This is a genomic window from Amycolatopsis sp. cmx-11-32, from assembly GCF_047608695.1.
Classification (GTDB): Bacteria; Actinomycetota; Actinomycetes; order Mycobacteriales; family Pseudonocardiaceae; genus Amycolatopsis.
In genome coordinates this window covers 682,351-706,063 of the sequence record NZ_JADNQN010000004.1, presented here as the reverse complement: position 1 = coordinate 706,063, position 23,713 = coordinate 682,351, and the positions used below count along the sequence as shown (strand labels likewise).

The 23,713-nt window shown below is 67.7% G+C and carries 19 protein-coding genes and 1 pseudogene; 8 read left to right on the top strand and 12 right to left on the bottom strand.

Annotated elements, in window-relative coordinates; translation table 11 throughout:
• Positions 1-34 precede the first annotated feature (34 nt).
• From ACM6LR_RS15845 to ACM6LR_RS15835, 3 genes are all read right to left on the bottom strand, one after another.
• The gene (locus tag ACM6LR_RS15845) at positions 35-1,669 is read right to left on the bottom strand and encodes a tannase/feruloyl esterase family alpha/beta hydrolase (RefSeq protein WP_414944016.1); all 1,635 of its coding nucleotides are present in this window, start codon (positions 1,667-1,669) and stop codon (positions 35-37) included.
• A gap of 202 nt (positions 1,670-1,871) precedes the next feature.
• Complete coding sequence (locus ACM6LR_RS15840) at positions 1,872-3,776, bottom strand: helix-turn-helix domain-containing protein (RefSeq protein ID WP_414944015.1); 1,905 nt, start codon at positions 3,774-3,776, stop codon at positions 1,872-1,874.
• Between the two features lie 87 nt (positions 3,777-3,863).
• On the bottom strand, positions 3,864-4,775 hold the full coding sequence (locus tag ACM6LR_RS15835; protein ID WP_414939196.1) for a 3-hydroxyacyl-CoA dehydrogenase family protein: 912 nt from the start codon (positions 4,773-4,775) through the stop codon (positions 3,864-3,866).
• A gap of 493 nt (positions 4,776-5,268) precedes the next feature.
• Between ACM6LR_RS15835 and ACM6LR_RS15830 the strand changes: the two genes are divergently transcribed.
• From ACM6LR_RS15830 to ACM6LR_RS15820, 3 genes are all read left to right on the top strand, one after another.
• Positions 5,269-6,216 (top strand): esterase/lipase family protein, encoded by a 948-nt coding sequence (locus tag ACM6LR_RS15830; RefSeq protein ID WP_414939197.1) that lies wholly within the window; start codon positions 5,269-5,271, stop codon positions 6,214-6,216.
• A gap of 63 nt (positions 6,217-6,279) precedes the next feature.
• Positions 6,280-7,047, top strand: coding sequence for a CoA transferase subunit A (locus tag ACM6LR_RS15825; RefSeq protein ID WP_414944014.1), 768 nt, complete (start codon positions 6,280-6,282; stop codon positions 7,045-7,047).
• Complete coding sequence (locus tag ACM6LR_RS15820; protein ID WP_414939199.1) at positions 7,047-7,733, top strand: 3-oxoacid CoA-transferase subunit B; 687 nt, start codon at positions 7,047-7,049, stop codon at positions 7,731-7,733. Before ACM6LR_RS15825 ends, ACM6LR_RS15820 begins: the two co-directional genes overlap by 1 nt.
• Before the next feature lie 481 nt (positions 7,734-8,214).
• Here ACM6LR_RS15820 and ACM6LR_RS15815 read toward each other — a convergent pair.
• The 6 genes and pseudogenes from ACM6LR_RS15815 to ACM6LR_RS15790 all read right to left on the bottom strand — a co-directional run.
• A pseudogene (locus ACM6LR_RS15815) lies at positions 8,215-8,610 on the bottom strand (DUF5994 family protein); the annotation flags it as partial.
• A 508-nt stretch (positions 8,611-9,118) separates the two neighbouring features.
• The gene (locus ACM6LR_RS15810) at positions 9,119-10,174 is read right to left on the bottom strand and encodes a fatty acid desaturase family protein (protein WP_414939200.1); all 1,056 of its coding nucleotides are present in this window, start codon (positions 10,172-10,174) and stop codon (positions 9,119-9,121) included.
• A gap of 697 nt (positions 10,175-10,871) precedes the next feature.
• On the bottom strand, positions 10,872-11,129 hold the full coding sequence (locus ACM6LR_RS15805; protein WP_414939201.1) for a hypothetical protein: 258 nt from the start codon (positions 11,127-11,129) through the stop codon (positions 10,872-10,874).
• A gap of 19 nt (positions 11,130-11,148) precedes the next feature.
• A complete protein-coding gene (locus ACM6LR_RS15800; protein WP_414939202.1) occupies positions 11,149-12,039 on the bottom strand; it encodes an AurF N-oxygenase family protein in 891 nt (296 codons plus the stop codon).
• Positions 12,036-12,917, bottom strand: coding sequence for a crotonase/enoyl-CoA hydratase family protein (locus ACM6LR_RS15795; protein ID WP_414939203.1), 882 nt, complete (start codon positions 12,915-12,917; stop codon positions 12,036-12,038). Before ACM6LR_RS15795 ends, ACM6LR_RS15800 begins: the two co-directional genes overlap by 4 nt.
• Positions 12,907-13,506, bottom strand: coding sequence for a TetR/AcrR family transcriptional regulator (locus ACM6LR_RS15790; protein WP_414944013.1), 600 nt, complete (start codon positions 13,504-13,506; stop codon positions 12,907-12,909). Before ACM6LR_RS15790 ends, ACM6LR_RS15795 begins: the two co-directional genes overlap by 11 nt.
• Positions 13,507-13,728: 222 nt before the next feature.
• Here ACM6LR_RS15790 and ACM6LR_RS15785 point away from each other — a divergent pair, with 222 nt between their 5' ends.
• The gene (locus tag ACM6LR_RS15785) at positions 13,729-14,469 is read left to right on the top strand and encodes a GAF and ANTAR domain-containing protein (RefSeq protein ID WP_414944012.1); all 741 of its coding nucleotides are present in this window, start codon (positions 13,729-13,731) and stop codon (positions 14,467-14,469) included.
• A 166-nt stretch (positions 14,470-14,635) separates the two neighbouring features.
• On the opposite strand, the gene ACM6LR_RS15780 is transcribed toward ACM6LR_RS15785, so the two are convergent.
• Positions 14,636-15,775 carry a Gfo/Idh/MocA family protein gene (locus tag ACM6LR_RS15780; RefSeq protein ID WP_414939206.1) on the bottom strand — a complete coding sequence of 380 codons (1,140 nt, stop codon included), beginning with the start codon at positions 15,773-15,775 and terminating at the stop codon, positions 14,636-14,638.
• Between the two features lie 151 nt (positions 15,776-15,926).
• Positions 15,927-16,289, bottom strand: a complete 363-nt coding sequence (locus ACM6LR_RS15775) for a MerR family transcriptional regulator (protein WP_414944011.1) — start codon at positions 16,287-16,289, stop codon at positions 15,927-15,929.
• Positions 16,290-16,353: 64 nt separating this feature from the next.
• On the opposite strand from ACM6LR_RS15775, the gene ACM6LR_RS15770 reads away from it, so the two are divergent.
• Complete coding sequence (locus ACM6LR_RS15770; RefSeq protein WP_414939208.1) at positions 16,354-17,580, top strand: MFS transporter; 1,227 nt, start codon at positions 16,354-16,356, stop codon at positions 17,578-17,580.
• Here ACM6LR_RS15770 and ACM6LR_RS15765 read toward each other — a convergent pair.
• On the bottom strand, positions 17,501-18,397 hold the full coding sequence (locus ACM6LR_RS15765) for a LysR family transcriptional regulator (protein WP_414939209.1): 897 nt from the start codon (positions 18,395-18,397) through the stop codon (positions 17,501-17,503). The genes ACM6LR_RS15770 and ACM6LR_RS15765 overlap by 80 nt on opposite strands.
• An 86-nt stretch (positions 18,398-18,483) precedes the next feature.
• Here ACM6LR_RS15765 and ACM6LR_RS15760 point away from each other — a divergent pair, with 86 nt between their 5' ends.
• From ACM6LR_RS15760 to ACM6LR_RS15750, 3 genes are all read left to right on the top strand, one after another.
• The gene (locus ACM6LR_RS15760) at positions 18,484-19,824 is read left to right on the top strand and encodes an aspartate aminotransferase family protein (RefSeq protein WP_414944010.1); all 1,341 of its coding nucleotides are present in this window, start codon (positions 18,484-18,486) and stop codon (positions 19,822-19,824) included.
• A 222-nt stretch (positions 19,825-20,046) separates the two neighbouring features.
• On the top strand, positions 20,047-22,038 hold the full coding sequence (locus ACM6LR_RS15755; RefSeq protein WP_414944009.1) for a hypothetical protein: 1,992 nt from the start codon (positions 20,047-20,049) through the stop codon (positions 22,036-22,038).
• Positions 22,035-23,516 (top strand): hypothetical protein, encoded by a 1,482-nt coding sequence (locus ACM6LR_RS15750; RefSeq protein WP_414939212.1) that lies wholly within the window; start codon positions 22,035-22,037, stop codon positions 23,514-23,516. The genes ACM6LR_RS15755 and ACM6LR_RS15750 overlap by 4 nt, the downstream gene beginning before the upstream one ends.
• The last annotated feature ends 197 nt before the right edge of the window (positions 23,517-23,713 follow it).

Sequence of the window (23,713 nt, the reverse complement as noted above, 5' to 3'; positions counted from 1 at the left end):
AAGGGTGCTATTCGCTGCTGCGGCTGAAGAGTTGTTATCTCTGGCAGGTGAAGCTGTGGGCGTTGTCCGGATCTCCGCCGGTGTAGCGTGGCCACGTCGGGTACTGGCACAGGGGGCGGGTGCGTTGTCCTGCCGTGGGGTTGACGTCGGTGACGACCGGGTGGACGGGCGATTTCCCTTGCCCGGTCCAGGTTTCCAGCGCGCCGAGCGAGTCCCAGCCTGCGGCGAAGGCCGCGCCGACGTTGACGTGGTTGGCGCCGGGCACGACATAGAACCTGGCGAACCGATCGGTGGCCTGACGTCCGACGGTCCGCTGGACGCGTCCGAAGTACTCGGCGGTGGAGCGAGAGCTGACCAATTCGTCGGCGGCGCCGTGCAGCATCAGCAGCTTGCCGCCCGCCCGTGCGAAAGGACGCAGATCGGGATTGTTGACGTCCTGCAGTTGCGACAGGTCGCTGATCCGCTGCTTCCATTCACCGGGGGCTCGCGGGTCGAGGGTGAGGGAGTTGAAGGACGGGTCGCGGGTGACGAAGTACCGCGTCCACTGGTCCCAGAACTGCGGTCCGTACCCGGCTGTCGTCGGCATCGGGTGGGCAGGTGCCTGAGTTCCCATGCCGAGCAGAGGCGTGCTCATTTTGGCTCCGGACAGGAACGGGAAGCCGGGGTAGCCTCGCTCGCCGCTGCCGAGGCGGTAGTTCCAGTACAACGGCGAGGAGAGCCGCACGACGGCGTTGATCTGGGTGTCGGACAGGCAGGTGTCCGCGGTGTCCTTCCCACCGGGGCAGCGCAAGGCCCAGGGGTGGTAATGGCAGCCGTCCGGATTGGACACGACGCCGTCGGTGAGGCCGTCACGGCGGTCGCAGGCGTCGATGACGCCGCGGTAGAGCACGGCTTGCTCGGCGGGGTTGAGAAAGGCACCTGGCTGGGACAAGACCCGCGTCTCGTAGCCGAAGAACAGGTCGAGACTGGCGGCGTTCCACGCGGGATAGACCGCGATCACCCCGTCGAACGCGGTGGGCCAGCGCTGCGCCACGGCGAGCGCTTCCCGTCCGCCGGTGGAGCCTCCGGCGAAGAAGCTGTGGGCCGGGTGTGCACCGGGATAACGCCGGGAGATGAGGTGGACGGCCGTGTCCCTGGTCTTCTTCAGCGCGTCGCCCGCGAAGTTCCGCACCGCTTCGTCGTTGAGACCGAACGAGCCGTCGAGGGTGGTGCTCGGCGGGAATCCGGGCGTGGCCTGGTGCCCGGAGTCGCTGGCGAAGACGGCGTAGCCACGGGCGAGGGGTACGGGTTGATCGGCGGGTCCGAACGGGACGTTGCCCGCGATGTTGGGGATGGTGCCGTCGTAGCCGCCTCCACCGAACATCAGCGAGCTGTGATTCCACTGGGTCGGCAAGGCCAGTTGCATCTTGATCCGGGGGGCGTTCGGGTCCACGGGCCGGATCGCGGCATCGACCGAGCAGTACTCCCCGATCGTCGCGGTGGCGGCGACCAGCCGGGTCGCGGTGACCTGACCGCCGGAGGTGGGCAGGCTGATCGCGGCGGCGGGAATCTGGACGCCGTCGAGGTCGGCGCAGAGCCCGGACGCTGACTGCTGAGCGTGTGCCGCGAGCGGCATGACGAGCGTGGCGAGCAACGGGGTCACCACCGCGGCCGTTCGGAAGACCTTCATGATGACCTCCATCGTTCGTATCCCGGTTCGGCCATCAGGCTAGGCAGCGACGACCACTCATCGCGATGTGCGCGGGGCACACTGGATTCTGTTGGCGACTGTTCGGATGTGACACTCGCGGTGTGTTTCTGACCGACTTCCCCACGCGACTGGCCTTTAGTCCCATATTCGATGTAGAGCCATGTCGCGACATGGCTCTGCATCACGCCTCGTCCGCCGATTCGGCGCGTGGATGCGAGGTAGTGACCTTGAGCAGGCGCAACGCGACTTGGATCTCCAGGAGCTGATCGGCGTGACGCCAGGTGTCGCCGATGAGGTGACTGATGCGGCCGAGGCGCTGGGACACCGTGTTGTGGTGCAAATGCAGTGTCTGCGCGGTGGTGCGGGCGTTGTGGTTGGTGGCGCAGAAGACTTCGAGAGTGTGCAGGAGTTCGGTCCGGTTGACCCGGTCGTAGTCCAGGATCGGTCCGATGGTGGCGTTGATGAAGCCGCTCAGATCGGGGTGGCCGTTGAACAAGGTGCCGACGAAGCCGAGGTCGCCTGCTTCGGCTGTGTCACCGTGACGGCCGAGGGCCAGCAGGGCGCGCATGCATTGGGTGGCTTCGTCATGGGCGGCGATGATCGAGGTGGGGTGCGGCACCCTGGCCACGCCGGCGGTGACACGGTGACGAGAGGCGCGGGCGAGCTCGCGGGACGCGGCGCGAGCGACCGCGCGTGGTTCGTCGCCGGGTGCCAGCAGCACGACCGCGTCGTGATGGTGGGTGGCCAGGCCGCGGAAGCGGCGTGCCAGCGCGGCGATGGCGGGATAGATCCGCTCGCGCGCGGGGCCTTCCAGGTGAGCGACGACCATGACCTGGCACACGTCGAGGTCGACGCCGAGGATCGCCGCACGCCGCCGCAGCAGGTCGTAGTCCTGGGCCTGCTGGGTGAGGAGTTCGCCGAGCAGTTCGCCGCGCACCCGCGCTTCGGCTTCGGCCATCCGCCGCCGGGTGACCAAGACCAGCGCGGCGACCAGGGCGGCACGCTCCAGGATGCGCCGGTCGGTGTCGCTGATCGTCGACGGGCCGATGTGGACGATGGTGCCCAATGGCTCGGATTCGGTGATCATCGGCACGACGCAAAGATGCTCCCGCACGAGGGTATGACCGGATCGACGGGCCTCGACCCCTATCTCGGCCAGCTCCACCAGGGGCGCGTCCCCGTCGTCGCCCGAGGTGGCGATCGCGACGCCGTGTTCGTCCACGACCACGACCTCACCGGGCACCGCGGCGGCGGTCGCTTGAACGACTTCGTCGACGCCCTTGCCTTGGATGACCAGTTTGGTGAGGCGTTCGTGCACCTCGGCGGTGCGTTCCAGGTCATCGACGTGGGAACCGATGGTCGAGTTCGCGATGCGCAGGTCTTCGACCGCGGATTGGGCGGCGGTCAGCAGCCGGGAGTTCTGAATTGCCACAGCGGCGTGGTTGGCGAGCATGCTGAGCGCGTTGATGTCACGGCTGCTGAAAGTCCGTACCGCACGGTGGGCTGCCAGCAGGACCCCGATCACCTCTTGCTTGAGCTTCACCGGGACACCGAGGAGCGAGTCGATACCCTCGGCCGTGACAGTCCTGTCGACCGGCCCGGTGTGCGTGAGCGTGGTGTCGAGCAGGTAGGACTCGACGCTGTAGGGCTCACCAGTCCGGGCGACCATGCCGCCGAGCCCGCAGCCTGGAGCGAGCCGCAGGCCGACGAGCAGGCCGGAGATGTTGCCCGACGCCGCCTTGATGAAGCAGTCACCGCGGTCGTTGTCGCTGAGGCTGATGTAGGCCAGGTCGCATTCCAGCAGACGCCGGGCCCGGTCGGCGATGGCCTGCAGGATCGAGTCGAGGTCGCGGATGGAAGCCAGGTCGTTGGCCGTGTCGTTGAGCAGTTGCAGTTCGGCTTCGTTGCGGCGGTGCCGGATGAGGGTCTCGCGCAATCGCAGCGCGATCGCGCGTTCACGCTCGACTTCGGCCAGCTCGTCGGGAGCCAGGTTCGCCGCCCGTGCCCGCGTCACGGCGGTGTCGAAGGCACTGATGTCCGCGTCCTGCTGCAGTAGCTGAAGCAGGGATTCACCTTTCGTCCGCATCGATCCTCCTGATGGGCAACGGCACGTCCCGCCGCGCGTTCGACCACGCTTGTGCACAGTGTGACCTTCGATGACCGGGGTGGCGAGTCAGTTCGCGGAAAGGCCTCGGCGGATCCCGGCTTCCAGGCGCGCGGCCACTTCGTCCCCGCGTCCGTCCGGCCAGGTGAGCAGCCCGCTCCCCGTGGGGCGGCCCGTGCGGGCCTGCTCCAGGAGCTGGTCGAGGGTGGGGAACGAGTTCGTCTGGGTGGACAGGTCGTGCGCCAGGTTGGCCAGGATCGCGCGGGTAAGGTCCAGTCCGATGTAGTCGGCGTTCTCCATCGGCCCCACGGCGGCCCAGCGCAGCCCGAGGCTGGCGCGGACGACGGTGTCGATCGTCTCCGGCTCGCACACACCCTCGTCGAGCAGGTAGAGGGCCTCTCTCACCAGCGCGAACTGCAGGCGGTTCCCGATGAACCCCGGTACGTCCCGGTGCAGCCGGACCGTGGTCTTGCCCAGCGACGCGATCAGGTCATAGGCGTGTTCGACGACATTCGCGTCGGAGTCCTCACCTGGCGCGATCTCTACCAGGGGAATCAGATAAGGCGGGTTCCACCAGTGCACGCCGACCAGGCGCTGCGGGTGGGCCATCGCGTGGGCCACCTTGCTGATCGACAGCACCGACGTGTTCGTCCAGATCGGAGTGTCCGGCGCGATGTCGGACTCGATGGCCGCCAGTACGTCGTGCTTGACCGCCAAGCGTTCCGATACCGCCTCCACGACGATCTCCGACTGCCGCGCCAGCTCGGGCAGCGAGGCAACGGGGGCGATGCGCTCCTGAACCGTGCGAATCTGGCCGGGCGGAACGCCGATGCGCGACAACGCCTGGCCGACACGGTCGTCGAGACTTTTCAGGACGGCGGGGTCGATGTCGAAGACACCGACCTGGTGGCCGGCTTGGGCCAGGGCGACGGCGATGCCATGGCCCATGAGGCCGCCGCCGATGATGCCGAAACGGGTCACTGAACGACTTCCTTCACGAGGAGGTTTGAACCTGGTCGGCCACGAGACACGAGGAAGCCTGACTACGAGGGGGCGTCACCGAGAAGACGTCGCCCGGTGGGCCGGTAACCTGTCCGCGAATGCCTCGACCGTGAGTAAGACTTGCGAGTGAGCCACACGATATGGGTGCCGGACCACCGAACATATGGGCGGGAAACACACTTCCGGGCCCTCGTCGATGTCCACGTGTCACTCCCTGGGTACGAGGTCCAAGGCATGGCAGCGGGTAACACATGCGTACCCACGCAAGAGTGTGTCCTCTGCACATATCGCTACCGGGGTGCCTTGTACCTACAGTGTTGCCACCTCGGATCAAACGGCCCTTCAGGCACCGAGAGCACGAAACGCTTCGAGCGATTTCGCGTGAGTACCGTAGCTCAAGGAGGCAACGATGCCTGCGAATACCCAGCCGTCTTTCACCTCGCGAAACCGCCCGAACCGACGGACGCGACTGTTGGCTGCCACGTCCGCCGCGCTGGTCGCGGTGGTCACGACGGTAGTCGCGTTGACGTCGTACTCGGCCAACGCCGAGACGACCGCCGCGACACACGACCCGGTGATCCTGGTGCCCGGCATGACCGGCACGCCGTCCAATATGGACGCGATGAAGTCGAACCTGCAGTCCAACGGCTGGGCGGCGAACCGGCTGTTCACCTGGACCGACAGCAGCAGCATGACCCAGGACCTCGCCAAGGCCGCCCAGGAACTCGGCACCAAGGTCGATCAGGTGCGCTCGCAGACCGGCGCGTCCAAGGTCGTGCTCGCGACTTGGTCCGCGTCCACGCTGGCGGCCCGCTACTACATCAAGAACCTCGGTGGCGCCGACAAGGTTTCGCAGTACATCGGCTACGCGGGCCCGCAGCACGGCACCACGAACAACGGCTGTCAGTTCTATGTGTCCTGTCAGCAGTTCGGCTCGGCGAATTCCCCGTTCCTGCGTGAGCTGAACTCCGGCACCGAAGTGCCGGGCCACCCGCAGGTCGCGTACCTGACCGTCCGGTCGGTCAAAGACACCAACGCGGCACCTTACGACACCGCCAAACTCGCGGGCGCCGACGACAACTACCTGCTCTCCGGGCCGATGGCGCCGACGCACTTCACCATCGTCAAAGACGCTACCGCGTTCGCCGCGATGCGCGCGTTCATCGTCGCCCACGAGAACCCGCCGACCGGCACGGCGACGCCGACCAGCACGACGGCACCGCCCACCAGCACTCCGTCCGGTCAGTGCTTCTCCGGATCCAACTACAGCCACGTGGTCGCCGGCCGGGCGCACAACAGCTATGGCTACGCCTTGGCCAACGGTTCCGACCAGAACCTCGGCCTCAACAACCTTTACACAGCAACGAAACTGCGTCAGACCGGCACGAACTACTACGTCAAAGACAGCACCTGCGCGTAGCGGCATCCACCGGCCCGGCCCCCCGGCCGGGAACACCATGACCCCACCAGGAGCGGTTTCTCCATGAACAAACTCGTCGCCACTGCCGCCGAGGCGGTGGCAGATATCCACGACGGAGCGTCCCTGGCCGTCGGCGGCTTCGGACTCTGCGGCATACCCCAGACCCTCATCCACGCCGTGCACGGAACCGAAGCGTCCAGGCTGAGCCTCGTGTCGAACAACTGCGGCACGGACGGACGAGGACTCGGAGTCCTGTTGGAATCCGGCCGAGTCGCGCGGGTCGTCGCGTCCTATGTCGGCGAGAACAAGGAGTTCGCCCGCCAATACCTGGCGGGCGAACTCGAGGTCGAACTCATCCCCCAAGGCACACTCGCCGAGCGGTTACGCGCCGGAGGCGCCGGTATCCCCGCGTTCTTCACCCCCGCCGGAGTCGGCACGCAGATCGCCGACGGCGGTCTGCCCTGGCGCTACGCCGAGGACGGCACGGTCGCGGTCGCGTCCCCGCCGCGCGAGACCCGCGAGTTCGATGGCCGCGACCATGTCCTCGAACAAGCCATCACCTGCGATTTCGCCTTGGTACACGCCTATCGCGGGGATCGGCACGGAAACCTGGTCTTCCGCCGGTCGGCGGCCAACTTCAACCCGCTGGCCGCGGCCGCCGGGCGCATCACCATCGCGGAAGTCGAAGAACTCGTCGAACCCGGCACCCTCGACCCCGACCAGATCCATGTACCGGGTATCCATGTCCAGCGCGTCGTGGAACTCACGCCCGAGCAGGCCGTGGACAAACCCATCGAACGCCGCACCACCAGTGAAAGGACCACCGACTGATGCCGTGGACACGCGACCAGATGGCCGCCCGCGCCGCCGCCGAACTCGCCGACGGCAGCTACGTCAACCTCGGCATCGGCCTGCCCACCCTCGTTCCCGACCACATTCCAGCGGGAATCCACGTCGTCCTGCACTCCGAGAACGGCATCCTCGGCACCGGCCCCTACCCCCGTGACTCACAGGTCGACCCCGACCTCATCAACGCCGGAAAAGAAACCGTCACCACACTCCCCGGAGCCAGCTTCTTCGACTCCGCGCAATCCTTCGCCATGATCCGCGGCGGCCACATCGACACCGCGATCCTCGGCGCCATGCAGATCTCCGCCAAGGGTGACCTCGCGAACTGGATGATCCCCGGGAAAATGATCAAAGGCATGGGCGGCGCGATGGACCTCGTCCACGGCGCACGCCACGTCGTCGCACTCACCGAACACACCGCCCGCGACGGCAGCCGCAAAATCGTGGAGGAATGCACCCTGCCGCTCACCGGCCGCAGGTGCATCAACCGCATCATCACCGACCTCGGCGTCCTCGACGTCACCGACGACGGGCTCCAGCTCGCCGAAACCGCACCCGGCGTCACCCCCGACGACATCCTCGCCGCCACCGGCGCGCCCGTCCTCACCGCAGCCCCTTCTGCTCGAGCGAAGCACTTCAGCTCAGACAAACCCGGAGCGCACCTATGACAGTTCGGTTGGCGATAGAAGTCCTCGTACACGTGGACGTGGTGGACCACGAGCGGGACCAAACCATGGCTATGCCCGCACCGGAAATGGCTGAGAGCGCCGAGTCTTGGTGAGCAGCATCAGACCGCCGTTCAAGTACACGGCGCAAGACACGGTTGAGTCTTGCGTAGCGAAGGTCAGGTCGCTCAAGGCTCTCAAGCACGCCCCCCGTTCACTACCTCGGTAGATCGCGGTATGCCTGGGAGCACTTCTGGCCCTGGCCCATCTCAAACCATTCCCCTGGGCTCGGCGGCGAGGGTGGTGTCTTGACGCCACACGGGGCCGCAGCCGGTGCACCGCACGACCGTGCCCACCACCGACCGGCACACCGCGTTGATCGCGGTCAAGAACGCGGTTTACGCGTGGCGGCAGGGGATCTTCTTCCTCAGTGTTTGCGACACCGAAACCCAGTGGGCCACGGTCGATTCACTGCGCCCGCAGCTCACGCGCCTGTCACGGCAGTGTCGCCATGTCCGCCTTCGGACTCCCAACGGGCGAGGGCGTTTTCCGGGGCGGGCCGCGCGCCGAACTCGTCGAGGAGCGCCTCCGGGCCGGCCACGTTGTTCTGCCCGGAGGCCGCGAGCAGCACGCGCTCGGCGGCCACCGGACCCGCCTCCGGCGGGATGACCAGGAGCGTGACCCGGTCCATGTTCCCGCCGGTCACATGCACGAGATGGACGCTCTGCGAGTCGATTCCCTCCAGTTTGACCAACCGGCCCTGACAGATCAGCTCGCGGACCGTGACCGCCCAGACCGTCGGCTGGAACGCCACCCGCCACACCGGGCCGATCCGGCCATTGAGCGCCGTGGCGAGCTCGGGCACCTCGCTCGTCAAATCACGGGACCGGGGTCACCAGGCGCCGTCGACGAAACCGCTCTCGGAGTTGCGGGGCTTGATTTTCAGCCGATCGGCGGCGCACAAGTTCGGCTCCGGTCTCCGGCCACGCAGGCCGGCGTCGATGAAGAACCGAAGGTGACATCGGTCGTTCTCCGACGTGCGGAATACTCTCGGTGTTTTCCATTGTACAGTCGAAATCCGTGTCGCACGAAAACGTGCGTACAGAGGGCTCCAGTCCCGCCGTCCTCGTAAGAAGGAACGAGACACAGTCCACTAAGGACTGTCTATGGTGACCAAGGGGAGGAGGTCGTGACCCCCGAATGCCGGATCCATCGCCTTCCCGGCCCGCACCTGGTGGCCGGTTCTTCCGCACCGGACCTGCCGGTCGCGCTCAACCGCGCAGGGCGGCGAAGGCGTGTTCCCTGCCCGGATCATGGCCGCGCGCGGAAGGACGCCCTTCGCCTGCTCGATGATCAACCGGCTGTCGAATCACCGAGAAGCCGTTCGGTCATGGCAAAGCGAGACGGAAGATCTTGCGAATGACCGAGCCGAGTTGTTTCGACAGGGAACCGGTGTTGTAGGGCAGATCGTGCTTCTCGCAGATCTCCCGCACCTCGGCCGCGATCTGCGGATAGCGGCGGGACGGGATGTCCGGGAACAGGTGGTGCTCGATCTGGTGACTGAGGTTCCCTGACAACAGGTGGAACAGCGGGCTTCCGGTGATGTTCGCGGAGCCGAGCATCTGGCGCAGGTACCACTGCCCCTTGCTCTCGGCCTCACTCTCCTCTTCGGTGAACACCTCGGCGCCGTCGGGGAAGTGGCCGCAGAAGATGATGGAGAAGGCCCAGAGATTGCGGATCAGGTTCGCGCTGACGTTCGCCGCCAGGGTCACCGGGAACAGCAGCCCGGTCAGCGCGGGGAACAGCACGTAGTCCTTGCCCGCCTGCCGCCCCACCTTGCGCAGCATCGGGCCGAGCAGCGGGCGGACGTCCGCCCATGACCGGCGGCCTTGCACGATCCTGTCCGCTTCGAGGTCGTGCAGCATGATCCCGTACTCGAAGAACAGTGCCTGCGCGGCCGCGTAGAGCGGATTGCCGAGGTAGTACGGATTCCACTTCTGGTCTTCGGTGATCCGGATGATGCCGTAACCGACGTCGCGATCCTTGTCGAGGATGTTGGTGTAGGTGTGGTGCATGAAGTTGTGCGAGCGGCGCCACTGTTCGCCCGGGCAGACCATGTCCCATTCGAAGGTCCGCGAATTCAGCGTCGGGTCCTTCATCCAGTCGTACTGACCGTGCAGGACGTTGTGGCCGATCTCCATGTTGTCCAAGATCTTCGACAACGACAGTGCGCCGACGCCCGCGATCCACGCCGGCGGGAACCAGCCCGCGAACAGGAGCACCCGGCCTGACACCTCACTGAGCCGTTGCACCGCGACGACGCGGCGGATGTAGTCGGCGTCTTCCGCGCCGAGATCCGCCACCACCCGTTGGCGCAGCGAATCCAGTTCCTCGCCGATGAGTTCCACCTGGGCCTGATCGAGTTCTCGGGTCGTCGTGGTCATGGGGATCTCCTTGACGTAGTTCGGGTTCCCGGTCGAGGCCGGCTTCGGGCGGGCCGGATTCCGCGGGCCTGCTCGCGTGGACGTCTGCCATCCTCGCGCGCACGTGGCTGACGCGAGCTGGAAGATCAGCATCTGCGCCGGCACCCCGCCGACGGTCGCCGCCGTGCTCGGCGCGGCACTGAGGTGGGGGGTCCGGTGGTGAGCCAGTTCGCCGCGGCGTCGACGCTCTTCGTGAGCTGGACCCGCGAGACCGACGGCGGGAAACCCCGCGACGGACGAGGAAGGCCACCGCGGGAGCCAGCATCGCGGCCGCCCGCACCAGGCGCGGCACCGCTCGCCGGACGTCGTCGTGGCCACACGGCTCACGCCGGAGGTCGGCCATGATCGGAGCCTCTCGCTGCGGACGGCTCGCCGGCTCGTGCGTGGTCGCCGTCGCGACACAACGAGCGCCGCCGGGTCCAGAGCGGTCCCTCAACGCTACGAGCGGGGATCGGGCTCGTGCGGTGAAGGGCAACGAAGTGCTGAGCTCGACGATAGCCCGGTATCCCTGGCGAGGCCGTCTGGTGGCGCCATTCATCACAGTCGCGAACGGGTGAAGCCCCAGTCTCAGACGACCGAGCGCGCCTCGTGCGCCCGCGTCCCGAGCCCCACGGCAGCTTCACCGCCGCCTTCGTCGGCGCGCGAGTCCTCGAAGCTCTCAGCGCCGTGAAAGAACCCGGCGTGCCAGCCATCCCGCGTAGACGGCCAGCCCCGCGACCCCTGCCTTCCGGGTGGGGGCCGCCGCGATCGCGAGCCCGATGGCGAGTTCGGTGGCTCCGTTGCGATACGTCCAGCTGCGGACGTCGTCGGCGAAGGCCATCTTCGTCACGGGTTCGAACGCCGCCGGGGCGGCGAAGTGGGCGAGACCGGTCGCGGCGATGGTGAGGCCGAGGACCTGGCCGGTGCGTGCGGACATGGGTTCCTTTCGTCGTCGTTCAGTCGAGGACGCCGGCGCGGCGCCACAGACGGCGGCTCGGGCCGCCGATGAGACCGATCTCGGTGAAGTACTCGACGGCCTTTGCCGCCCACGACGCCTTCGTCCGGCGCCAGTGCGGGTTCGAGGCGGCGACTTGGCCTGCTTCGCGGGGGTCGAGGCCGACGGAGGTGTATGCCTTGGGGTGCAACAACTCCGACGTCGCCACATAGGCCATGGCGGCGATCGCCCAGCGGATCAGTTCGCGGCCGACGCGACCGTGGCGGGCCCACGCCCGGCCCAGTTCGTCCTTGGCGAAGCTGATGTGGCGCGCTTCCTCGATAACGTGGATACGCGAGATCATCCGGATCATCGGCTGCAGGCTGGGGTCGCGCATCATCTCGCGTTGCATGCCGTCGGCGAGTTCTTCGACATAGATGGCTCCGGCGAACAGCAGCGCCGGACCGCAGACGGCGCCGAACACTTTGCCCGCCCGGTGCGCCGAGCGGCTGGGGCGACGGACGACGCCGCCGGTCTTCGCGATCGAGCGGGCGAACATGGTGCTGTGACGGCATTCGTCGGCGATCTCGGTGAGCGCGTACTGGGCGTTGTGCGTCGTCGGATCGCTGTTGTAGACGTGGCGCACCAGGCCCTGCATCAGGATCAGCTCGAACCAGATCCCCGACGCCGCCGCGGCCGCGGCCTCCTGACGGCTCAGTTCGGCACGCTGGTCCTCGTCGAGCCGTTCCCACAATGCGGTGCCGTACAGGGAACATCGTTCCGGTGCCTTGCCGTAGGCGCCGTCGACCAACGGTGCCAGCCAATCGACGTCGACGTCCGGGTCGTAGGAAAGCCGCGCGGAAGAACGTTGCAGGCGCTCGGCGACCCGTTCGCTTTCGGTGTTCGCGGTCATGACGACCTCCTTGGATCCGTGCTCTCCGGCAGCGGTCCGCCGCCGTCCGGGATGACCTGTCCGGAGTCGCGATAGGCCACCGCCTCGTGAAAACCGTCGCGTTCGGCGAACTCGCGGAACCAGCGGCCTTCCGGGGTGTGCCGGGTGATGCCGTCGAAGAGCGTCGCGAGCGTCTGGGTGCCGGACAGGCCCATGTTGTCGTAGGCCTGGTTGATCATCAGCTTCTGCATCACCAGCTGGTTCGTCGGCACCCCGGCCATCCGGCCGGCCAGTTCCTCGGTGGCGGCTTCCAGTTTCCCTGGTTCCACCGCGTCGAGCGCGAGCCCCCAGTCCGCCGCGGTGGTGCCGTCGATGGTGTCGCCGGTGAGCAGCATCCGTTTCGCGCGCTGGGCCCCGACGCGATAGACCCACATCGCGGTCGTCGGGCAGCCCCACACCCGTGCGGGCGGATAGCCGATGCGCGCGTCGGTCGCCATGAGCAGTACGTCGCACGACAGCGCGATGTCGCTGCCACCCGCGACAGCGTGTCCCTGTACCTGGCAGATCGTGGGTTTCAGCGACCGCCAAAGGGTGAAGAAGTCGTCGGTGTTGCGCTTCATCACCCGGTAGTCCTTGACCGGATCCCACACCGGGCCCTGGTTCCAGTGGCCTTCGGAGTCCTGCTCGGCGAACTGCTTGAGGTCGTACCCGGCGCAGAACGACCGGCCCTCGCCCCGCACCACGATCACCCGGACCGCGTCGTCCTCGTTCGCCCGTTCCACGGCCTGCCGGATCTCGCCGGGCATGACGTCGTTGATCGCGTTGAGCCGTTCGGGACGGTTCAACGTCAGGTAGGCCTTCCGATCCGCGACGCGGTAGGAGAGCGTCTCAAACGTCATCGGAGCCCCCCAGCGCGCGGAGGGTGAACGTGACCAGGTGCGGAATCGTGTCCGGACCGCCATCCCCGGCCAGGGGACCGACCAGCATTTCCGCGCCGGCGCCGACCAGCGCGGCGGCGGTCGCTTCCGCGTCCTGCGGGGGCAGCAGTCCCCTCGCGACCCCGTCGGCGATGTTCCTGGCGATGACCTCGCGGAACGCGCGGCGGAACACCAGCCGCTCGGCCTCCACCACGGCGTCGACCGGTTCGGCCAGGAGGGCGTACGCCAGCCTCGGCGCCTTCAACGCCCGGCCCGCGAAGGTCTCGATCACCGCGACTACCCGCTCCCGGACGTCGCCTTGGGCAGCGGCGGCTTCGACGGCCTTGACCTCGCGGGAAACCACCTCGCGGAAGACCTCGACGACCAGATCGGCCTTGGACGGGAACTGGCGGTACACGCTCCCGGTGCCGACGCCCGCCTGCGCGGCGACCGCGGCCATCGAGCAGCCCGCGTAGCCGGTTTCCGCCAGCAGTGCGATGGCGGCGGCCAGGATCTCCCCGCGCTGGGAGTCCAGTCTGGCCTGTGTCTTCGGGGTACGTCGGTACGGCACGCAAGGAGTGAAGCACGGACTCCGCACTTCAGCAACGACCGGACCAGGACCGAAAGGTCCTTCGGCCGGAAATGGGCTCACACGCGGTGAGGGCTTGTTCACCGCCGAACCGGGCGGTCCACCGTTCGAGGGTTACCCCGAATCGGCCAATGCCCGGACAGCCGGAACGAGTACGTTTTGGGGAGGCCGGCGTGGCCGGGCCGGTCATGGGAAAGGGACACGATGGATCAGTTTCGCGACACCGCGTCGGCGTTGCGGGAACTCACGGAGTCGATGAGGCTCGACGAGCCCCGTGACGACTTGCTGGAGCGGGCGGCGAAGAAGGTGGTCGGCCTGCTGCCGGGCGCGGACGCGGCCACGGTCACGCTGTACTCCGACAACGAACCGAGCACCGTCGCCACCACCGACGAGTCCCTGCTCCCCCTGGACAAGGCGCAGTACAGCGCGGACGAGGGCCCCTGCCTGGAGGCAGCCGAAAGCGGGACGATCGTCCGGACCCGGCTGGAGACCGCGGCCGAACGCTGGCCGGACTTCGCGGCCGCCGCCGAACAGCTCGGCGTGCGGACCGCGTTGGCCTGCCCGCTGTTCGTCCCCGACGAATCGCATGTCAACCGGCGTGAAACCGAGCCGCTGACGGGCGCGCTCAACGTCTGGAGCTTCGAGCAGAACGCCTTCGACCCGGTCGAGGCGGCACTGGTCGCGATGTTCACTTCGGCGATCTCGGCGATCATCCTGACCGCGTCCCGCTGGGCCGCCGCCGAAAAACAGGCGGAGACCCTGGTCGCCGCATTGGAGACCAGGGACGCCATCGCCACCGCGAAGGGCATCGTGATGGCACGTCTGGAACTGAACGCCGAAGAAGCCTTCCGCTGGCTCACCGACGCATCGCAGCACACGAACCGCAAGATCCGGGAGATCTCGGTGCTGATCGCCGAGGACCCGGGAACGGTCTTCGGCCGCTAGTGTCGCGTGATCCTGCAGGTCTTACCCGTGATCAGACGGCGATCTCCGGAGATCGCCGTCCAATCACGCGTAACCGCCGTCTGATCACGCGTAACCGCCGTCTGATCACGCGAGATCGCCGTCCGAGGAACGAAACCCAACGTCAAGCAAGCAGGATCACGCGACACTAGGCGAGCGAAATCCGGCGGTTCTCCCGCGAAGACTCGAGGCCCGCTTCCGCGAGCCGGATGCCGCGCACGCCTGCCATGAAGTCGTACGGATGCGGCGCGTCCTCGACGACGTGGCGGATGAACTGCTCCCACTGGGCGCGGAAACCGTTGCCGAAGTCCTCGTTGTCCGGCACTTCCTGCCACTGCGCGCGGTACGACCGGGTCTCGGCCAGATCCGGGTTCCACACCGGCTTCGGCGTGGCCTCACGTGGCTGGATGACGCATTTGTGCAGACCCGCGACGGCGCTGCCGCGCGTGCCGTCGACCTGGAACTCCACCAGTTCGTCGCGGTGGACCCGCACGCACCAGGACGAGTTGAGCTGGGCGATGACCCCGCCTTCGAGCTCGAAGATCGCGTACGCGGCGTCGTCAGCCGTGGCGGCGTACCAGTCCCCCTTCTCGTCGACGCGCTCAGGGATGTGGGTGACGGCTTTCGCGGTCACGGCGTTGACGGCGCCGAAAAGGTTCTCCAGTACGTAGTTCCAGTGGCAGAACATGTCGACGACGATGCCGCCACCGTCTTCGGCGCGGTAGTTCCAGCTCGGACGCTGCGCCGCCTGCCAGTCGCCTTCGAAGACCCAGTACCCGAACTCGCCGCGCACGGAAAGCACCTGGCCGAAGAAGCCGCTGTCGATCAGCCGCTTCAGCTTGAGCAGGCCGGGGAGGTACAGCTTGTCGTGGACGACACCGTTCTTGACTCCGGCCGCCTCCGCGTGCCGCGCCAGGGCGAGCGCGCCTTCGACCGACTCCGCCACCGGCTTTTCGGTGTAGATGTGCTTGCCGGCGTCGATGGCGCGGACGATCGACTTCTCCCGGACGGCGGTCAGCTGCGCGTCGAAGTACAGCGGGAGGTCGTCGTCGCCGAGCGCGGCGTCGAGGTCGGTGGTCCAGCGGGACAGCCCGTGCCGCTTGGCGATCTCTTCGAGCTTGTCGGCGTTACGCCCCACCAGGACCGGCTCCAGCTGGACCCGCGACCCGTCGGCCAGCTCGACCCCGCCCGCCTCCCTGATCGCCAGCACCGAGCGCACCAGGTGCTGCCGGTAGCCCATCCGCCCGGTGACGCCGTTCATCACGACGCCGAGTTTCCGCGTGGTCATCCGTTCTCCTTTGAAAGCGCTTTCCCACGAACATCCTGAAAGCGCTTTCACGCGGTGTCAAGGCCAAGGAGAGCCGAAGGGGACTTTCCCCACATGCGACGCGGCGAAGGGAGCTTTCCCCTCATCGGACGCGGGGAAGGTCCCCTTCGGCTCAACGGCGAGCGCGGACGGCGTCGAGGTACTCGGTGATGGCATCCCGGTTGCGGAGCAGGCATTCGGCCCGCCGGGTCATCCGGTCGCGTTCGGATTCCAGGGTTTCGAGCATCTCCGTGGTCGCGTCCGGGAAGTAGATCTGCCGGGGCTTGTCCAGGCACGGCAGGATCTGCTTGATGATCCGGGTCGGCAGCCCGGCGTCGAGCAGGCCGCGGACCTGGATGACCCTGTCGACCGAAGGCTCGCCGTAGTCGCGGTAGCCGTTGGCCTGCCGTTCCGAGATGATGAGACCCTGTTCCTCGTAGTACCGCAGCAGACGGCGCGACGTCCCCGTCCGCTCCGACAGCTCTCCGATCCGCATGTGCGCCACCTCACCCCGGCCGACTTGACCTTCACATCTATGTGATGGTCCGAGCATACGGACCATGACTCCGAAACTCCCACTCGGCGCGTTGCTCGCGCTGACGACGGCGGCGTTCGTCACCGTCCTCACCGAAGCCCTTCCCGCGGGTGTGCTGCCCGCGATGAGCGCCGGTCTCGGCGTCGGCGAGGCGGCGACCGGCCAGCTGGTGACGGTGTACGCGATCGGCACCGCGCTCACCGCGATCCCCTTGTCCACCGCGACGGCCGGCTGGCGCCGCAAACGTTTGCTCCTGGCCGGAGTGGCCGGTTTCGCGGTCGCCAACACGGTCACGGCGCTGTCCACGAGCTACCCCTTGACCCTCGGTGCGCGGTTCGTCGCCGGGATCGCGGCGGGCGTGGTCTGGGCGCTGCTGGCCGGGTACGCCCGGCGGATGGCGCCGGAACCGGTGCGGGGCAAGGCGATCGCCATCGTGATGACCGGCATCCCGCTCGCGCTCTCGCTCGGCATCCCCGCCGGCACGTTCCTGGGCAACCTCTTCGGCTGGCAGGTGACGTTCTCGCTCATGTCGGCGATCGCGCTCGGCCTCCTCGGCTGGATCGCGCTGGCCGTCCCCGATTTCCCGGGACAGGACAAGGGCGGCAGGCTCCCGGTGCGCAGGACCCTCGCCGTGCCAGGAGTGGCCGCGGTCCTGTTCGTCACGCTGGCCTTCGTGCTGGCGCACAACATCCTCTACACCTACATCGCCACGTTCCTCGAACACGTGTCGATGGGCGGCGCGGTCGACCGAATCCTGCTCGTGTTCGGCCTGGCGTCGATGGTCAGCATCTGGGTCGTCGGCGTCCGCATCGACCGGCGACTGCGCTCACTGACCGTCGCCTGCACTCTTCTTGTCGCCCTCGGCGCGACGATTCTGGCTCTGCTGGGCGAAAGTCCGGTGCTGGTCTACGTCGCGGTGACGCTGTGGGGGCTCGGCTGGGGTGGCGTCCCGACCCTGCTGCAGACCGCCGCCGCGCAGGCGGGCGACAAAGGCGGCGTGGCGGACATCGCGCAGGCCATGCTGGTCACCCTGTGGAACGCCGCGATGGCGGGCGGCGGGATCGCCGGCGGCGTCCTCCTCGCGGGCTTCGGCGCCGAGTCGTTTCCCTGGACCGTCCTGGTGCTGCTCGTGCCGACGCTGGCCGTGGTGCTGCTGGCGCGACGGCACGGGTTCACAGCGGCAGTTCCGGATGACTCCGGATCGCCTCGAGAACCAGGTCGACAGCGGCGCGAGGCGCGGACCCGCGCCTGATCGCGGCGGTGATGGAGCGGGTGACCGGCGTCGCGAGTTCGCGGGTGGCGACGCGGTAACGCTTGTCGACGGCGAGGCCGGGCAGGAGCGCGATCGCGTGCCCGGCCTCGACGTGCTGCAAGGTCATCATGTAGTTGCTGAACCGGGCGACCACGCGCGGCTCGAAGCCGGCCTCACGGCAGAGCCGGGTGGCGAGGTTCGCCATGTACGACTGGGGGATGTCGAACGCCCAGGGCTCGCTCGCGTAGGCGGCGAGGTCGGCGGGACCCCGGCCCGCGGCCGGATGGCCGGGCGGGACGACGAGCACGACCGGGTCGGTGGCGAGCGGCACCAGGTCGATGTCCGGGCCCAGCGGCTGCTCGACGAAATCCGTGGTGGTGATGATGATGTCGGCGTCGCCGACGCGGAGCGCGGGCATGCTCACGTGCGGTTCGAGTTCGAGCAGTTCGAGGTGCAGCTGCGGATACGAACGGGCAAGCCTGGTCATCGTGGGGACCGCGATGGTGTGGATCGCGCTCTGGAAGGCGCCGAGGCGCACGAGCCCCGTCGGCGCCTCGCCGAGGCCGCGCAACTCGGCCTCGACGGTGTCCATGTGGTCGAGGATGGCTCTCGCGCGGCGGGCCAGCAACAGCCCTGCCGGGGTGAGCCGGACCCGGCGGCCGGTGCGTTCCAGCAGGTGCGTACGCGTCTCGGCCTCGAGGACCGCGAGCTGCTGGGACACGCTCGACGCGCTCAGGTTGGCCGCCTTCGCGACCGCGCGGACCGTGCCGAGGGTGTCCAGCCGGCTCAGCAGGCTGAGCCTCCAGGGGTTGAGCATCCGGCCATTGTTGTACGGATCAGGCGAACAGCATAGCCGGAATTGCGAGATGGACGTGTCGCTCGGCTCCGTTTTACCGTCGAGGCATGGCTGCTCCGATCACCGACCTGTCCACCGCCGACCGCTTCTGGGCCGACGCAGACCGGCACCTCGTGCGCTACGCCGGGGCCGGCGACTTCACCCGCGAGATCATCGACCACGCCGCCGGGAGCTATCTGTTCACCGAATCCGGGCGGCGGATCCTCGACTTCACGTCCGGGCAGATGAGCGCGATCCTCGGGCATTCGCATCCCGAGATCGTCGGCACCGTGCGGCGGCAGATCGGCTCGCTCGACCACCTGTTCAGCGGGATGCTGAGCCGGCCCGTCGTCGACCTCGCGCGGCGGCTGGCCGAGACTTTGCCGTCACCGCTGGAAAAGGCGTTGCTGCTGACCACCGGGGCGGAGTCGAACGAGGCCGCGATCCGGATGGCGAAACTGGTGACGGGCAAGCACGAGATCGTGTCGTTCGCCCGATCGTGGCACGGGATGACGCAGGCGGCGGCGAGCGCCACCTACAGCGCGGGCCGCAAGGGTTACGGCCCGTCCGCGCCGGGCAACTTCGCCATCCCCGCGCCGAATTCCTATCGGCCGGACTTCCTCACCGCCGAAGGGGAACTGGACTGGAGGCGCCAGCTCGACTTCGGGTTCGAGATGATCGACGCCCAGTCCGTCGGCAGTCTCGCGGCGTGCGTCGTCGAACCGATCCTCAGCTCGGGCGGGATCATCGAACCGCCGCCCGGGTATTTCGCGGCCCTGCGAGAGAAGTGCCGCGAACGCGGAATGCTGCTGATCCTCGACGAGGCACAGACCGGCTTGTGCCGCACGGGGAACTGGTACGCCTTCGAACGCGACGGCGTCGTCCCCGACATCCTGACGCTGTCCAAGACGCTGGGTGCCGGTCTGCCGCTGGCGGCGGTGATCACGAGCGCGGAGATCGAGCAGGAGGCGCACGACCGCGGCTACCTGTTCTTCACCACACACGTCGCCGACCCGCTGGTGGCGGCCGTCGGGAACACCGTGCTCGACGTCCTCACCCGCGAACGCCTCGACGAACGCGCCACCGAACTGGGGGCGTTCCTCCGCCGCGGTCTCGACGACCTCGCCGTCCGCCATCCCGTCGTCGGCGACATCCGCGGGCGTGGCCTGCTGGTCGGCGTGGAACTCGTCGTGGACCGTTCCACCAAGCAGAGCTCCGACGAACTGGGCGCGCTGGTCACCCGGCGTTGTCTCGAGCTGGGGCTGCACATGAACATCGTTCAGCTGCCGGGGATGGGCGGGGTCTTCCGGATCGCTCCCCCGCTGACCGCGACGGAGGACGAACTGGCGGAAGGACTGGGGATACTGGACGAGGCGATCACGGACGCCTGCGCGCGGTTCGGCGGATAATTTCTCGTCACATTCGTAACGTCTTCATATCCGTGCGCGAATTACCGTTTCACGCTTCCCATCCCGAAGCTAACCGTGACCTGATCTTAGGCCAAATCGGTTAACACGAATCGGCGATGTCTTTGTCCCCGCGGGATTCCCTGCGGCTACGCCATCGGCTGTCTATAGTCGACGCTCACAGCGGGCGCGGTCGAATCGGGAGCCGCGCGGGGAGGGGGGCCGATGCCTGCCGGCATACCCCGCATTTCCGGTCTCGGTTCGATTACCGGTGGACTGGTCGAGGAATTGCTCACTCGCCCGAAAGGGCACAGCCGCGCATTGCCCGTCGTGGTCGCGCTCGGCGCTCGAGGTGCCGGGAAGTCGGCGTTACTGGACTCGATCGCCGAGCGCTGCGAGGAAATTCCGCACGCCTACCTTGATTTCGAACGGCACGAACGCGAGAACATCCAGCCACGGGAGCTGCTGGCGAATCTCGCGTTCGACCTCGGCAGGCACCGGAAACAGTTCGGCCGGTTGGCGTTTCCCCGGTTGTGGCTGTGCATGCTCGTGCTGAGCGCGCCGGTGGAACTGCGTGACCGCCGTGCCGCGTTGCGCAAGATCCGCGAACTGCTGCTGGAGAACCAGCCGCTCGAACAGAACCGGGAGACGATCGTCGATGTGGTGCGCCTCGTCGGCGGCGTCGCTCCGGCGGGCGGGCTCAAAGGCTGGTCCGAAGCCACCGACCTGCTGCTGCGCGGACTCGGCTGGTACAACAGGCGGCGGCTGCTGGGAAAGATCAAGGCACTGCCCGCCAACACCGGCAACCACGAGGACTTCCTCATCGAGATCGCCAAGCACTCGCGGGGTGACGACGAGGACCGTGCCGCCGTCGACAGCATCTTCTGCGACGCCTTCCTCACCGATCTGCGCCTGGCCTATCAGGGCGTCAACCGGTCACGCCGCACCCTCAACAGCGTGGTCCTGCTGGACAACGCGCATACGCCGGGCGGTCAGGTCTTCCTGCGGACCTTGACGGAGGCGCGGCATCGCTCCGGCGGAGAGCCGGACCCGCTGGTGGTGATCGCCACCAGCCGCCGATGGAATCCGGACTGGAACGAGAGCTGGTCGCTGCTGACGCCGCAGCGGGGCACCCCGCGACGAAGACGGCCGAGCGGTCACCGGACGGACGGGCTTCCGGCGCCGTCGCCGCGGCGACCGTCCGATGTGGAATCGGACTGGACGGCGGGCCAGGATCCACGGTGGTATCCGTGGTACCTCCTCGAACTCGGCACGCTTTCCGAGGACGACGTGGTGGACATCGTGGCCCGTGGCGACATTCACCCGACCTCCAGGCTGCCGCGATTCCTGTACCGGCTCACCGATGGGCATCCCGGCGCCGTCACCACTCTTTTCGGCGCGTCGGCGCAGCTCTACGATTCCCGCGATCCCACCGCCCTGCGCGCCTCCTTGCGGACCGGTGTCACGGCCGAAGACGGCACCGAGACGACCTTGCTCGCCGCGGCGCAGTCCTATCTGCTGCAGGACCTGCCGTCGCCGAGCAGGCAGGACCTCGTCACGGCGAGCGCCGCGCGCGACGTGGAAACGCTGTTCCACAAGAACATCGTCGATCTGCGCAACGCAACCGAGGAAGGCGCGCTGTTCAAGGAGCTCGGCGATCTCCTGTGGTTGCGGGCGGAACCCGGCGAAGAACTGCAGTATGTCCTGCATCCCTGGCTGCGCCGAATCCTGTTGCAGGAACTGGCTTCTCGCGCCGAGCATCACCCACTGAACTGGGAACGGGTACACACCCGGTGCCGCGACTTCTACGAGAAGCACGGCCAGCGTGTGTCGGCGCGCTATCACGATCTGGCGCTGGAGAACGTCGCCGCGGTGGTCGCGCATCTGAGCAGGCCGTTCGCCGACGACCAGGTGGAGTTCGACGTGGCGGCCGCCGAGGCGTGGCTCGCCGAACTCGACGTCATCACCGCGGCGCCCAACCGGCTGGACCCGGCCGTCGCGCCGTACGAACAGCTGGAGGCGCACGCCGGAAACGCCGACGGCGAGCTGGAGACCACCTTGTCCTGGCTGGTGGTCGCGTTGTGGATCGCGGCGGACCCGCTCGGTGATCCGGGCGGGACGGTGAATTCGACCATCGAAGGCGGTTTCCACCAGCTGGCGCACGGCCGAGGACGGGGATCCATCCTGTTGCACGAGAGGGCGGAGAGATACCGATGACCGCACGGAGCGAGCGGATCAGACCACCACGGCCGACGTGGTCGAAGTGGCTGACGGCCGTCGGAGGTCTGCTCCTGCTCGTCGTCGCACTCGTGTTCGTGTTCGTCGTCGTCCCGGCGATCGACGAAGCCGGGCGCAGCTGCGCCGACGGGGTGGAGAAACGCGGTGAGCACGCCGAATGCGTCGGTGTCACGGATGGAAGCTACGTGTTCTCCCCGGAACTGTCCGGCGTGGAGGACCACATCCGCAAGGAGAACGAAGCGGTCGCCGCCTCGGGCAAACCCTCGGTGACGATCGCGGTCCTGCTGCCGATGACCCTGGTGGAGAACGACATCCTGTCCGCCGAGTGGGTACGGCACCAGATCCAAGGCGCCTACATCGCGCAGCGCCGGGCGAACACCACCGGATCCTGGGGCAGTCTTCCGCTGATCCGGTTGCTGCTGGCCAATCCCGGCAGCCGGCTGACCCACTGGGAACCCGTGGTGGACGACCTCGTCGGCCGCGTGGAACGCGAACGCCTCGTCGCCGTCACCGGGATCGGGCTGAGCCTCGGCTCGGCACGTGACGCCATCGAACGGTTGTCACAGCACAAGATCCCGGTCGTCGCCTCGCCCGTGGCCGCCGACGAGTTCTCCGAGATCCCCGGTTTCATGCGGGTGTCCCCGACGAGCTCCACCTACGGGATGGCCGCGGCGGGCTACGTCCGCCCGACCGCGCATACGGCGACCCTGGTGCAGGACGTCAACCCTGGTGATCTGTACCCGAAGACGCTCGCGAAGGCGTTCACCGAGAAGTTCGCGGACGCCACGCACCGGATGGTCGGGCGCACCGAGGTCTACGACTCCAGCCTGCCGGGAATCGAGAACACGTTCCTGCAGATGATGCCGAACATCTGTGGCAACGAAGCGGAAGTCGTGTACTTCGCGGGTCGCGAAAACCACCTCTCGTCTTTCGTGGCCGAGCTGGCGCAACGCCCGTGCCTCGACCGGCCCATCACGGTACTGACCGGTGACCTGGCGCTGGTCGGGCCGCCGAGCCCGGAGATGCGCCGGGGGCTGGAGTCCAAGGTGACCGTGCTGGGTCCAGGGCTGGCCCATCCCAGCGCGTGGACCACCGAACCGTCGGTGTTCAACCCCGCTGCGGTGGCGAGTTTCCAGGAGGACGGCTGCACCGAATGCTTTCGCGCGGTGTTCCCGAAGGAACGGCTGGACGACGGCATCGCGATCCTCTCCCACGACGCCGTCCTCACCGTGGTGTGGGCGATCCGCGGCATCCCGAGGACCGCGCCCGCCCAGGTGACCGCGCAGGACGTGCTCCAGTCCAAGAACCGCTTGCACGGCAAGCTCGCGGTCCCCGGCGCGAGCGGCATGATCTCGTTCGACGACAAAGGTGACCCGGTGAACAAGACCGTTCCGATCCTGCGGGTGCGGGTGGACGACACCCCCGAGTACGTCCAGCTTTTCGCGCCGGCCGGTTGAGCGGGTCGGGTGTCGTGAGTGGCGATCCGGGTTGAGCCAAGGGTGTCTTGAGTACCTACCGCGGTGCGCCAGTGGCGATGTCGCGTGACCAGCGGGACAACTCACGTGATGGAATGGACGACACGCGTGTCCCGGCCGCGCGCGTGTCGTCCATTCCATCACGCGTGTCGTCCGTCTGCTCACACGTGCCGTCCAAC